This window comes from Xanthobacter variabilis (assembly GCF_043831965.2).
In the GTDB taxonomy this organism is placed as follows: Bacteria; Pseudomonadota; Alphaproteobacteria; order Rhizobiales; family Xanthobacteraceae; genus Xanthobacter.
On the sequence record NZ_CM195533.1, the window covers coordinates 4,260,651 to 4,273,588 of the forward strand.

Here is a 12,938-nt window from a genome sequence, read left to right on the forward strand (position 1 = left end):
CATGGGCCCTTTGGTTAAACCCGGGCGGCGCTTGAGCGTGGCCCATGAGCATGGCCCATGAGCGCGGCCCATTCGGCACCGGTCGAAGACCGGGGCGGATGGGATGGGGCGCCTTACGCGCCGAACAGCCGCCGGTCCCAGAACACCGGCTCGTGCAGCCCTGCCGTGATCATCGCGAAGTCGGGATGGGCGGGATTGATGAGCACGTTACGGTCAAGGCGAGCGGCCGCGCTCGGCACCAGCAGAATGGCGCTGCGCCGCTCCCGGCACCAGCTCTCCCCAAAGGCCTTGCTCACCGTCGCCGGCATCGCGTCCCACCCCGGCAAAGCGGGCGGCGAGAACACCTCGTAAGTGAGGCCCCGCGGCAGGGTGATCTCCACATAATGCTGGTTCGGCGGCAGGCGCCCGCTGCCATGCACCAGCTTTTCCAGCAAAGCGGTGGAATAATGCTCGCTCGAATAGATCAGCGGGCTCCCCGGCGTGTTCCACCGCCCCGGTGCGAGGGTGGAGCCGGTGGCATCGAAGATGGGAAAGGCGCCGTTGGGATCGCCAATCCGGTAGCTGAACAAGGTGCGGTCGAGGACCTGCGCCGTCACGCGGCGGTGCCGTATTTCAGCCGGCCGAGAATGTCGAGCACCAGCTCGGCCCCGATCTCGCTCTGCAGAACCAAATCGATGGGGCGCCGGTCCTCCAGCATGGCGTGGGGGCGGAACAGGAAGTCGCGGGCCTCGTCCGCATCCTGCCACACCTCCAGCGCGAAGGCCCAAGCCCGCGCCAGGCGCGCCAGCCGCGTGCCCTCTTCGGCGGAAAGGCGGTGCGTGCCCTTGCGCCGCTCGTAGGTGGCCTTGGGCACCAGGCGGTATTTGAATTGCGTGTCATCGGGCGCCACCAGTCGCGCCACATGCTCCAGCGTGCCAAGGGGCAAGCCGCTCTCGATCCGCGACATCAGCCCCAAGGGCGAGCGGGCGGCAATTTCCTTCACCGGCAGGCCGAGCACATCGGCAACGGTCGAGAATGCAAGCATCGTCGTCGCCTCCATTTCAGCTGGGCCTAAGATTAGGCTCAACTGAGGCCATCCGCAAGCAGGACCACCGGCGCCTCGGGCTTGCCCGCCCACAAGAGCAGGAACCACCTCCCCTCTTTCGAAGGGGGTGGCTCCTTGCGGGGCGGCCCTCGACGTCGCTGGCGACGCCGCTACACGTCCTGCGGCACCTCGGCGGGCCCGCGGGCCCCGCGGCGGCGCACCACCATGGCGCCCATGAGCAGCGCCAGCAGGCCCGCGCCCAGAAGCTCGCTCTCCCGGTTCGGCACCATCACCAGCAGAGCGGCGGCCAGCAGCGCCACCCGCTCCACCCGGCCGATGGGCCCCACCCGGTAGAGATAGCCTTCCACCGCGCAGGCCAGCAGCACCGTGGCGATAATAGCCGTGGTGACGGAAACCACGATGTTCACCACATCACCCTGCAGCAGCAGGCCGGGATTGTAGACGAACATGAAGGGCAGGATGAACAGCACCAGCCCGAGGCGCATGGCGGCGAAACCCGTCTCCAGCCCCTTGCCCCCGGCGATCTGCGCGGCGGCGATGGCGGCCAGCGCCACCGGCGGAGTGATGTAGGAGAGCATGCCCCAATAGAGCACGAACAGGTGCGCCCCCAGTGGGTTCAGCCCCAGCCCCACCAGCGCCGGCGCCAGCACCGTCGCCAGGAAGATGTAGCAGGCGGAAACCGTCATCCCCATGCCCAGCACGAATGAGGTGAGCGCGCCCAGGATCAGCAGCAGCAGCACATTGTTGCCGCCATAGAGGATCAACTCGCGGGAGAAGGCGCTGCCCACGCCCGTCATGGCCAGCGAGCCGACGATGAGGCCGATGCCGCACAAGGTGGCCACCAGATAGGCGATGTTGCTCGTCACATCGAGCAGCAGAGCGCGCACGGTGGAAAGCGGCAGCATCCGCCGCGTCGCCACCACGCCCAGCACCAGCATGATGGCGGTGGCGTAATAGGCCGCATGGCCGGGGCTGGCGATGAACAGCAGCAGCACCAGCGCCACCAATGAGACGAGGTGATGCCACCCACCCCGCACGGTGGCGAGAAGGTTCGGCAGCTGGTCGCGCCCCACCCCGCGAATGCCGGTGCGGGCGGCGAAGGCATCGGCCTGGATGAACAGCGCCAGGTAATAGAGCAGAGAGGGCACCACCGCCGCGATGATGATGGTGGTGTAGGAGGTGTCGAGGAACGAGGCCATGATGAAGGCCACAGCGCCCATCACCGGCGGCATCAGCGTTCCGCCGGTGGAGGCGCAGGCTTCGATGGCGCCGGCATAGGTGGCCGGATAGCCCGCCCGCTGCATGGCGGGAATGGTGAGGCGCCCGGTGGTGAGCACGTTCGAGACCACGCTGCCCGAGAGCGAGCCGAACAGGGCGCTGGAGAGCACCGCCACCTTGGCCGGCCCGCCGCGGCTGCGGCCCATGAGGGCCATGGACAGGTCCATGAAGAACTGCCCTCCCCCCATCACGCTCAGCACCGAGCCGAAGATGATGAAGCCCACCAGCGTGTCCGCCACCACCCGCACCGGCATTCCGATGACGCTTTCCGCGCCCATCACATGGGCCGCCAGGGTTTCGGACAAGGTGAGCTCGGTGCCCCACAGGAAGCCCGGCATGTAGCCCGCGAACAGGGGATAGGACGCGAACACCACGCAGATGGCGAGCAGAGCCAGGCCGCCCGTGCGGCGCACCGCTTCCAGCGCCAGCGCCACCACCACCGCGCACACGGCCACGGCCGAAAACGGCGCCACCACTTCCCAGCCGCTGGTGATGATGGTTTCCGCCTCCACCGCCAGATAGCCGCAGGAGGCGAGCGCGAGCGCGGCGCAGGTCCAGTCGAACACCGTCACCTGCCGGTGGCGGGGGCTGGCCGGCTGCAGCAGGAAGGCAGCCGCCAGGAACAGGCCGATCAGCACATAGTAATAGCGATTGGCCAGCAGCGGCAGCACGCCGCCAATCTCCACATTGAAGCTCTGCGCCAGGATGATGGCGAGGCCGGCGCCGCCGAGCGCCAGCAGGGCAGCAAGGGCGGGCCCGCGCACGCGCGGCGGCGGCAGAGGCAGCGCCTCGACGGTGGCGGCGGCCGGCTCCCCGCAGGAGCGCGGCGCGGGGGACTTTGCCGAAGACATGGCAGACTCCTTCTGGGCGAGCCCGTGCCGGTGGACGCGGGCCATCGGCCGGCGCGCGGGCTCATTCCCGCGCGGGCCTTGCGCGAACCCGTTCGCCGCCGGCACGGGGCCGGCGGCACTCAGGTCAGTTGAGGTTCTGCTTGCGATAAGCGTCCCAGAAGGTCGGCCAATCGGCATCGGCCACCTTCTTCTCGGCGGCGAGCGCGCGGGCGGTCGTCCAGGCGGCCTGCACCGACTTCAGCCGGGCCATGCGGCGCACGTTCCAGGCTTCGTCCTTGTCGGTCCACACGCCGATTTCCTTGAGATAGCGGACCGCGCCGGGGTGGAAGGGAGCATCCGAGGGCGCCGTGCCCGCCTCGGACATCCGCCAGGCCGGCATGGCGCTGGTGGCGCCCTGGTAGAGGCCATAGGTCTGGTCCAGCGCCTTCAGGAACTGATACACATCATCGTCCGTCGCATTGGCATAGACGGAGATCATGGGATAGCGCACGGCGAACAGCTCCGCCGGCTTCTGCGGCGAGAGGCCAGCGCCGGCGGTGGCAGTAACGGGCGCGAAGAAGTCAGCCACCGAGGTGATTGCCTTCCAGCCCGCCGCATTGTCCTTGGGCAGGGGCACCCAGGCGATGCCGCGCTGGGATTCCAGCTCGTAGAGCGCAGCGGCCGTGGGCGTGGTGCCGGCCACATCCACCTGCCCGTCCACCAGCGCCTGGAGAGCGGCGCCATAGGAGGGCACTTCCACCACCTTCACATCGTCCCAGCTGAGGCCGCCAAAGGCCAACATGGCCTCCACCTTGATATTGATGGAGGGGTTAGCCTTGATGCGCGGCACCCTTTTGCCCTTCACCTCCGCCACCGTGGCGATGCCGCTATTGGCGGCAGTGGCGAGGCCGAAAGTGGAGGGCCGCCCGGCCAGCACACGCAGATCCTGCGGGCCCCAATCGGCGGCCGCGAAATCATAGGTGCCCTCAGTCGCGAAATAGAGCTCGTCTGCGAGCCAGCCATATTGGGCGCGGCCGGTCTTCAGCGGCAGCAGGCGGGCGATGGAGGTGCCCGACGGCATCAGCCGCACCCGCGTGCCATAGGTCTTGCCGAAGGCGTCCGCGATGGCGGAGGCCTCCACGAAGCCGCTGGAGCCCACATCGTAAGTGGCCCAGACCATGCTGGACGGCAGCTTGGGGGCGCTGGGCTTCTCATCGGCCGCCAGGGCGGGCATGGCGGCCACGGCGAGCCCGGCGGCCAGTAATGCCGCCCGCACATTGAACATCCTCATCATTTCCTCCCGAACTCTGATCTTTATTGGCGTTGATCAGTTGTGATGGGCGCGTTGGCGTGGCACGACACCATCACTCAAGAATTGATCCGTCTCCTCTGGGCCATATCCCGCTTCCGCGAGAATCTCGGCCGTGTGCTGGCCGAAGGCCGGCGGCGGGCGGCGATAGCTGGGCGCCGCCTCGCTCAACCGCACCGGCGCGCCGAGCCCGCGATAGGCCCCCATCTCCACCACCATGCCGCGATGGCGGGCATGGGGCTGGGCGAGAGCCTCCGACACGTCCAGGATGGCACCCGCCGGCACCCCGGCGGCGATCAGCCGGGCCGCCAGCTCCACCCCGTCAAACGCCTTCAGCTGCTCTTCCAGGGCGATGCGCAGCGCCTCCCGGTTTTCCACCCGTACCCCATTGGTGAGGAAACGCGGATCGCCGCCCAGTTCGGGCGCTCCGATGACCGCGCACAGCTTGCGGAACTGCCGGTCATTGCCCACCGCCAGATAAATGGGGCGGGTGGCGGTGGCATAAGTGGAATACGGCGCGATATTGGGATGATTATTGCCCGAGCGCTGGGGAAGCTTGCCGGACAGGAAGTAGTTCGCCGCATGGGGATGCAAAAGCGACAGCGCGGAATCGAACAAGGTCGCTTCCACGAACTGCCCGCGCCCGGTCTCAACCCGATTGTGCAATGCCAGCAGGATGCCGAGGGTGGCGTTGAGGCCGGTCACCATGTCCACCACCGGCAGGCCGACGCGGGTGGGCTCGCCGCCCTCCGCGCCGTTCACGCTCATCAGGCCGCCCATGGCCTGCAGCACCGCATCATAGCCCGGCAGGCCGCCCAGGGGCCCATCGGCTCCGAAGCCGCTCACCCGGCAATGGATAAGGCGCGGAAAGCGCTTGGCCAGCACCTCCTCATAGCCCAGCCCCCATTTTTCCAGGGTGCCGGTCTTGAAATTCTCCACCAGCACGTCCGCATCTTCCAGCAGGCGCAGCAGAACCTCGCGGCCGGTGGGGTGGGTGAGGTCCAGGGCCATGGAGCGCTTGTTGCGGTTCACGCCGAGGAAATAAGAGGCGGTGCCGTCCAGAAAGGGCGGCCCCCATTCGCGGGTTTCGTCGCCCTGGGGCGGCTCGATCTTGATGATGTCGGCGCCGTGGTCGCCCAGCACCTGGGTGGCGAACGGCCCGCCCAGCACGCGGCTGAGATCCACCACCTTCAGGCCGGCAAGCGCGCCGGTGGCTTCAGCGGCGCTCATTCCGCCGCCTCACGGGTCGCGGGAGTGTCCTCGCCGAGCAGGGTCGCGAGTTCCGCCGCATCATCGCCACCGCGCAGGGGATCGCGGGGCAGAAGCTTGTGCCGCAGCACCGCACCGGCGAGCGCGAGACGCGCGCCCGAGCGGGCGTTGGTGCGCTCCTCGATGCGCGCATTCTCCCAGCTCAGCACGGTGGCGGAGGCGGCGTTGTAGACGGCCGAGGCTGCCTGGCGCACATCCGCCTCGCGGGCGCGGTCCTGCGCCACTTCATCCATGAAGCCGAGCGCCGATTTCAGCGTTTCGGCAAGGCCCGCCGGCATGCGCGCGGCACCCGTTTCCCGTTGCAGGTCATCGAGATAATCGGCGAGCGCCGCGAGCGCCCCCTCGCGCCGCGCGGCGCGGGCCACGTCCAGGGCCACGATGTTGCTGGTGCCTTCCCAGATGGAGCCCAGATGGGCGTCGCGCAGCACGCGGGCATCCGACCATTCCTCGATATAGCCGCAGCCGCCGCGCACCTCCATGGCGTCGCCCGCCACCTTGCGGGCATCACGGCAGGTGCGGAACTTGATGAGCGGGGTGAGGATGCGCAACACCTTGGCGCTGCGCGCATCGCCCGCATCCGCCGCCTCCAGCACCTTGGCGGTGTGGAACACCATGGAGCGGCCCTGCTCGGCCGTCACCTGCATCTTGGCGAGCTGCCGGCGCATCAGCGGCAAGTCCGCCAGCCGGGAGCCGAACGCCGTGCGGTTGCGGGCCACGAACAGCGCCTCGTTCACCGAGCGGCGCATCAGCCCGGCGGAGCGCACGCCATTGGCAAGGCGCGACATGTTGATCATGTCCGTCATCTGCTTGAAGCCCGAATTGGGCTCGCCCACCAGATAGGCTTCAGCCCCCTCCAGCATGATCTCGCCCGAGGCCATGGAGCGGGTGCCCATCTTCTCCTTCAGCCGCAGGATGCGATAGGCGTTGCGCCGTCCGTCCGGCAGGTGGCGCGGCAACAGGAACAAGGAGAGCCCCTTGGTGCCCGGCCCCGCCCCTTCCGGACGCGCCAGAACCATGCCCAAAGCGGCGTCGGGGTTGGAGCAGAACCACTTGTCGCCATAGAGCTTCCACACGCCATCCTCGAGGCGCGCGGTGCACTCGATGGCGCCCACATCCGAGCCCGCTACCTGCTCCGTCATGAACATGGAGCCCTGGGCCAGCGTCTCTAGATCCTGGCTGGTGAGATCGTCGAAATAGCGCGCGACGAGGTCCGGAGCGCCGAATTTCACCAGCGTGCGTGTGAGGGAATCCGTCATGCTCAGCGGGCAGCACAGGCCGAATTCCGCCTGCACGAACAGATAGACCAGAGCGTATTTCACCATCGGCGGCAGCTTGTCCGGCGCGCCGAACACACCGGGGCGGTGGGACATGGCGGCCAGGCCGAAATCCCCGAACGCCACCTGCTCCAGCGCCACATAGGCCGGGTGCTTGGTCACCTTTTCGTCAGGCGCGCCGTTGCGCGCGCGGATGGTGAGAGTGGGCGGGTTCTTGTCGGCGGTGAGGGCCAGCTCGTCGAGCCGGCCACCCACCAGCTCACCCATGCGCTCCAGATGGGGCAGCACCCGCTCCAGCATGTCGTCGGTCAGATAGACCCGCAGCAGGTCCAAAAACCCCGGGTCCGCATGGAACACGTTCCAGCCGGCACTGTCCGGAATATTGCGATGCACCGCCACGGGCAAACCCTCCTCCCACTCGGCCGATTGTCTCGGCATTGATCCGTTGGGAAGAGGATGGTTGAGTTATGATCTCTAATCCAATATCGATTTTGTATTCCGTGATAGCGAAATGGATATCATCTGAGCCATGGCCATCACCTTCCGGCAGTTGCAGCACTTCCTGGTTCTGTCCGAGCAGCTCCATTTCGGCCGGGCGGCGCGCCTGCTCAACATCTCCCAGCCCCCGCTCAGCGCGAGCCTGAAGCAGCTGGAGGAGCATCTGGGTTTCCAGCTCATCGACCGCTCGAGCAAGACGGTGCGCCTCACCCCCGCCGGTGTGGTGTTCGCGGAGCATGCGGCGCGCATTCTCGGCCAGCTGCGCTCGGCGCAGGAGATCGCGGGGCAGACGGCGCGCGGCACGGTGGGCAAGCTCACCGTGGCCTTCGTGCCCTCCATGCTCTATCGCCGCCTGCCGGCTTTGCTGAAGGATTTTCAGGAGCGTTTCCCGCAGGTGGAGCTGCATTTGCAGGAGATGAACTCCACCCGGCAGATCGAGCAGCTCATCAGCCACAAGATCGATGTGGGCTTCGTGCACGCGACGCCCTTTCCGGACGCCATCGCCACCCTGCCCTTGGAAGTGGAGCGCCTCATGTGCTGCGTGCCGCGCCAGCACCGTCTGGCGGGGCGCAGCCAGGTGTCACTGCGGGAGCTGGCGGGTGAGCGCATCCTGGTGTTCGCGCGCGATTTCGCCGCCCATTATCACGATCGCATCGTGGGGCTGCTCCGCTCCGCCCATGTGGAGCCGCACCTCAATTATCGGATCCAGAGCTGGTTTACGGTCATCGCCTTGGTGAGCCAGGGCATGGGGGTGTCCATCGTCCCGCGCTCGCTCATCCGCAGCCATGTGGCGGACGTGACCTACATCGAGCTCGCCGAGCCCACGGCCGAGCACCATGTGGCCCTGGCCTGGCGGATGGAGGCCAATTCCGACGCATGCAGCGCCTTCGTCGCCAGCATCCGCGAGCACTATCATCCGCTGACGGTTTCCTGACGCCAAAGGCCCGCGGGGGAGCCCCACGGGCCTTTGGCCGCCCGGCCAGCCGCGCCGGCCCCTGCACCAGCGCGGCGTCGCGGCTCACTCGGCCGCGTCGCGGGCCTTCAGCATGTCGAGGGCGACATCGACGATCATGTCTTCCTGGCCGCCGACCATGCGGCGCTTGCCGAGCTCCACCAGGATCTCGCGTGTGTCCACGCCGTAGAGCTTGGAGGCATTTTCCGCATGGCGCAGGAAGCTGGAATAGACGCCGGCATAGCCCAGGGCCAGGCTCTCCCGGTCCACGCGCACCGGGCGGTCCTGCAGGGGGCGCACCAGGTCGTCCGCAGCGTCCATCAGGCCGTAGAGGTCGCAGCCGGTGGCGATGCCCTTGCGCTCCAGAACGGCGATGAGGGCTTCCAGCGGCGCATTGCCCGCGCCCGCGCCCATGCCCGCCAGCGAGGCATCCAACCGCACGGCGCCCGCCTCGATGCCCGCCACCGCATTGGCGACGCCCAGCGTCAGGTTGTGATGGGTGTGCACGCCGATCTCGGTCTCGGGCTTCAAGGCCTCGCGCATGGCCTTCACGCGGACGAAATAATCCTCCGGCAGCAGCGCGCCGGCCGAATCCGTCACATAGACGCATTCGGCGCCGTAGCTCTCCATGAGCCTGCCCTGCTCCACCAGCTTTTCCGGCTCCAGCATGTGGGCCATCATCAGGAAGCCCACCGTGTCCATGCCCATCTCGCGCGCCACCTCGATGTGCTGGCGCGAGACGTCGGCCTCGGTGCAGTGGGTGGCGATGCGCACCGAGCGGGCGCCGGCCTTGTAGGCCTCCTTCAAGTCATGCACCGTGCCGATGCCTGGCAGCAGCAGCACGGTGGGAACCGCATGGGTGCACACCTCCGCCACGGCGGCAATCCACTCCACGTCGTCATGAGCGCCGAAGCCGTAATTGAAGGTGGAGCCGGTGAGCCCGTCGCCATGGGTGATCTCGATGGCGTCCACCTTCGCCGCATCCAAGGCGCGGGCGATTTCGCGGGCGGTGTCGAGGCTGTATTGATGGCGCACGGCATGCATGCCGTCGCGCAGGGTCACGTCCTGGATATAGATCTTGTTCGGGTTGGGACGGGCCATCACGCGGCCTCCTTCGCAAGCGCCTTGGCGGCCCAGTGATCGGCGGTGATGAGGGCGGCCGAGGTCATGATGTCGAGATTGCCGGCATAAGCGGGCAGGTAGTGCGCCGCCCCTTCCACTTCCAGCAGAATGGTGGTCTTCAGCCCCGACTGATAGCCGAGGCCCGGAATGCGCACCGGCGCGTTGCTCGGAATGTCCTCGAACTGCACCTTCTGCTTCAGCCGGTAGCCGGGCACGTATTTCTGCACGGCCGCGGCCATCTGCTGGATGGATGCCTCGATCGCCTCGCGCGAGCCGCCCTGGCTGAGGGTGAAGACCGTGTCGCGCATGATGGGCGGCGGCTCGGCCGGGTTGAGGATGATGACCGCCTTGCCGCGCTCCGCCCCGCCCAGCACCTCGATGGCCTTGGACGTGGTTTCGGTGAATTCGTCGATGTTCGCCCGCGTGCCCGGGCCCGCCGAACGGGAGGAGATGGAAGCGACGATCTCGCCCCAAATCACCCGGCCGGTGGCGCGCTTCACGGCATGCACCATGGGAATGGTGGCCTGCCCGCCGCAGGTGACCATGTTGACGTTGGGCTCGTCGATATTGGCGTCGCCATTGATGGCGGGGATGGTGAAGGGACCGATGGCCGCCGGCGTCAGGTCGATGACCTTCTTGCCGTCCTTCTGGAGCAACTCGTTGTTGCGGATGTGGGCCCCGGCGGAGGTGGCGTCGAACACCACGCCGATCTCGCCGTAATGGGGCATGGCGCGCAGCCCCTCGATGCCCTCATGGGTCACCGGAACGCCCAGCCGGGCGGCGCGGGCGAGGCCATCCGACTTGGGATCGATGCCCACCATGGCACCCATCTCCAAATTCTTCGACGTGCGCATGATCTTGATCATCAGGTCGGTGCCGATGTTCCCCGAACCGATGATTGCTGCTTTCATCTTGGCCATATGGAGAAACTCCCCGGAGCCACGGGCCGCAATGGCCTGGCTCCATTGTTCAATTCTAAAAAAAACGCGACCACGTGCGCGCGACGCAAGGACAAGGACCCATAGCCGCGCGCGAATACAGGAATGACTCAGAGCCGGCCGTCAGCGACCTTGCGCAGGTCCGTCCTGGGGTTGGCGAGAAGGGCGCGGTCGCCCACCCGGTAGCCGGCGGCGATCATCGCCCGCGCCGGGCGCATCTCGCGGCCATTGTCGATGGTGAAGGCGCCCACCACCACGCCGTCCTTGAGGCCGAACACGGTGGATTTCAGCGCCCCCTCATCGCCGCGCCGCAGCCACTCGTCGGCCTCCTGCGCACCGGCGACCTGGAAATTGTGGCCGTATTGGTCGGTCCAATACCAAGGCACCTCGAAGCCGCAGGGCTCCCCCGTCACCATGGACCGGCCGACGCCGGTGCCCTGGTTCTGCGCATTGGCCCAGGTTTCGAACCGCAGGTGGGAGCCGAAGGCGGGGTTCCATTGGCGGGCCACGTCGCCGGCGGCGTAGACGGCCGGATGGCTGGTGCGGCCGCACTCGTCCACCACAATGCCGTCCTCAACCCTGAGGCCGGCGGAAATGGCGAGGTCCGCATTCAGCTCCACACCGATGCCGTACACCACCAGATCGCCAGTGAAGACACGGCCATCCGCCGCCTTCAGCGTGATCTCGCGAGTATTGGCGCGGGTCGCCTCCACCAGCTCGGCGCCCAGCTCGAAGACGACGCCGTGCTCGCGGTGAAGAGCAGTCAGCGCCTCCACCATGGGCGCCGGGGCCCCGCGCGCCATCAGGCGCTCACCACGCTCGATCACCGTCACCGCGGCGCCCATGGCCACCGCGCTCGCAGCCACCTCCAGCCCAATGACGCCGCCGCCCACCACGAGAACGCGGCGGCCCGGCCAGATATGGCCGCGCAGGGCCTCCGCATCGTCCAGGGTGCGCAGGGTGTAGACGCCGCTGCCGAGCTGGTCGAGCAGAGGATAGGCCCGCGCCCGCGCGCCGGTGGCCAACAGCAACTTGTCGAAGGTGAGCGTCTCGCCGGAGGCCAGCTCCAGGCGCTTTTCATCCAGGTCGAAGTGCACGGCGGCATCGCCGAACCGGCACTCGATTCCCTTTTCCGCATAATAGCTTTCGGGATGGATGGCGAAATGGGCCGTCTCCGGCTTCACCAGCACATCCTTGGAGAGCGGCGGGCGCTCGTAGGGCAGATGGGGCTCGGCGCCGACCAGCACGATGCGGCCGGCAAAGCCCGCCTCGCGCATGGCGCTGGCCGCGGCGGCGCCCGCCTGGCCGCCGCCCACCACCACATGCACGGGCCCCTCGCTGACGGGGCGGGTCATCACATTCATGGCCGCCCCCTCACGATGCGAGGCTGTCGGCACTGACCATGCCCATGCCGGCGATCCACTCGTCGATGGGATGGTAGTAGCGCGTGGCGGCCCGGTAGGCGCCGGCCGCCTTCAGGCAGCCGAACGCGGCGATCCAGGCGCGGATTTCCTGCCCGCCGCGCCCGCCTTTGGCGCGGATTTCCTCATCGGTCATGGTCAGGAAGCGATCGAGGTCGCCGGTGACGAAATTGTCGATGAGGCCGAGGTCCCATTCCGGATCGAGCGGCTGGGAGCTGCCCTGGCCCTGGGCCAGCGCGCGCCCGTTCGCCACCACCCGTTCCTGCCGCGTCTGGCGGGCCTGCGGCGTGGGATTGCGGCCGGCGATGAGGAATTCCTCCACGTCCGGCGGTACAGTGCCGAACTGGGGCGTCGGCGGATCATGGGACAGGCCGCCCGAACCGACGATGAGGATGCGCTCTGGCCGCCCGGCCAGGAACCGGCCCACCGCCTCGCCCAGCTTCAGCGCGCGGCGGCACGGCGGAAAGGGCTTCGCCGCCCCGTTGATGAAGATCGGAATGGTGGGATAGCGCGCCACCGAGCCGGCCAGCAGCTCCAGCGGCTGGGTGAAGCCGTGGTCCGCCTGCATGCGGTAGGAATAGGCGATGTCCACGTCTTCCGCCTGCACCGCCCGCACCAGATCGAGGGCCAGCGCCTCCGGCACATTGAGCGGCCCCTCGCCAATGTCCCAATCGCCTGCGCACTTGGCGCGCAGCCCGATGCAGAAGGGGGGCATCAGATCATAGAAGAAGCCGTTGAAGTGGTCGGGCGCGAACACCACGATCAGCTCAGGATCGTAGGCCGCCACCTCCCGCGCCAGCTCGGCGAAAGTGCCGCGCGCGGCCTCTTCCACCTCCGGCGCCGGATGGATGAAATCCATCATCGGGCTGTGCGAGACGCACATGAGCTTGATGGCCATGGCGCAACTTTCCTCCCTTTGTGTCGGCGCCGTCACGGGCTGCCATTCTTGTTGGCGCGGGGCCGGAGCATCCCGCGTGCGAGGCCTCCGGCCTCCCCTAAGGC

General features: G+C 67.8%; 11 protein-coding genes. 1 reads left to right on the forward strand and 10 read right to left on the reverse strand.

Going from position 1 to position 12,938, the window contains the following annotated elements; all coding sequences use genetic code 11:
• Window positions 1–113 precede the first annotated feature (113 nt).
• The 6 genes from V5F26_RS18530 to V5F26_RS18555 form a co-directional block, all read right to left on the reverse strand.
• Window positions 114–596 carry an RES family NAD+ phosphorylase gene (locus tag V5F26_RS18530; protein WP_394055734.1) on the reverse strand — a complete coding sequence of 161 codons (483 nt, stop codon included), beginning with the start codon at window positions 594–596 and terminating at the stop codon, window positions 114–116.
• The gene (locus V5F26_RS18535; RefSeq protein ID WP_394055736.1) at window positions 593–1,024 is read right to left on the reverse strand and encodes an antitoxin Xre/MbcA/ParS toxin-binding domain-containing protein; all 432 of its coding nucleotides are present in this window, start codon (window positions 1,022–1,024) and stop codon (window positions 593–595) included. The genes V5F26_RS18530 and V5F26_RS18535 overlap by 4 nt, the downstream gene beginning before the upstream one ends.
• A gap of 170 nt (window positions 1,025–1,194) precedes the next feature.
• On the reverse strand, window positions 1,195–3,174 hold the full coding sequence (locus tag V5F26_RS18540; protein WP_394055738.1) for a TRAP transporter permease: 1,980 nt from the start codon (window positions 3,172–3,174) through the stop codon (window positions 1,195–1,197).
• 124 nt (window positions 3,175–3,298) lie between these two features.
• Window positions 3,299–4,447, reverse strand: a complete 1,149-nt coding sequence (locus tag V5F26_RS18545) for a TAXI family TRAP transporter solute-binding subunit (RefSeq protein ID WP_394059710.1) — start codon at window positions 4,445–4,447, stop codon at window positions 3,299–3,301.
• A 33-nt stretch (window positions 4,448–4,480) separates the two neighbouring features.
• Window positions 4,481–5,692 (reverse strand): CaiB/BaiF CoA transferase family protein, encoded by a 1,212-nt coding sequence (locus V5F26_RS18550; RefSeq protein WP_394947132.1) that lies wholly within the window; start codon window positions 5,690–5,692, stop codon window positions 4,481–4,483.
• Window positions 5,689–7,404 (reverse strand): acyl-CoA dehydrogenase family protein, encoded by a 1,716-nt coding sequence (locus tag V5F26_RS18555; protein WP_394947131.1) that lies wholly within the window; start codon window positions 7,402–7,404, stop codon window positions 5,689–5,691. The genes V5F26_RS18550 and V5F26_RS18555 overlap by 4 nt, the downstream gene beginning before the upstream one ends.
• Window positions 7,405–7,534: 130 nt before the next feature.
• On the opposite strand from V5F26_RS18555, the gene V5F26_RS18560 reads away from it, so the two are divergent.
• Window positions 7,535–8,437, forward strand: coding sequence for a LysR family transcriptional regulator (locus tag V5F26_RS18560; protein WP_394947130.1), 903 nt, complete (start codon window positions 7,535–7,537; stop codon window positions 8,435–8,437).
• Between the two features lie 84 nt (window positions 8,438–8,521).
• Here the strand turns inward: V5F26_RS18560 and dmpG are convergent, their stop codons facing one another.
• The 4 genes from dmpG to V5F26_RS18580 all read right to left on the reverse strand — a co-directional run bounded on the left by dmpG (window position 8,522) and on the right by V5F26_RS18580 (window position 12,834).
• Window positions 8,522–9,556, reverse strand: coding sequence for a 4-hydroxy-2-oxovalerate aldolase (gene dmpG, locus V5F26_RS18565; protein ID WP_394947129.1), 1,035 nt, complete (start codon window positions 9,554–9,556; stop codon window positions 8,522–8,524).
• Complete coding sequence (locus V5F26_RS18570; RefSeq protein ID WP_394947128.1) at window positions 9,556–10,497, reverse strand: acetaldehyde dehydrogenase (acetylating); 942 nt, start codon at window positions 10,495–10,497, stop codon at window positions 9,556–9,558. Before V5F26_RS18570 ends, dmpG begins: the two co-directional genes overlap by 1 nt.
• Window positions 10,498–10,625: 128 nt before the next feature.
• A complete protein-coding gene (gene hcaD / locus V5F26_RS18575; RefSeq protein WP_394947127.1) occupies window positions 10,626–11,879 on the reverse strand; it encodes a 3-phenylpropionate/cinnamic acid dioxygenase ferredoxin--NAD(+) reductase subunit in 1,254 nt (417 codons plus the stop codon).
• A gap of 10 nt (window positions 11,880–11,889) precedes the next feature.
• The gene (locus V5F26_RS18580) at window positions 11,890–12,834 is read right to left on the reverse strand and encodes a 3-carboxyethylcatechol 2,3-dioxygenase (RefSeq protein ID WP_234051736.1); all 945 of its coding nucleotides are present in this window, start codon (window positions 12,832–12,834) and stop codon (window positions 11,890–11,892) included.
• Between the last annotated feature and the right edge of the window lie 104 nt (window positions 12,835–12,938).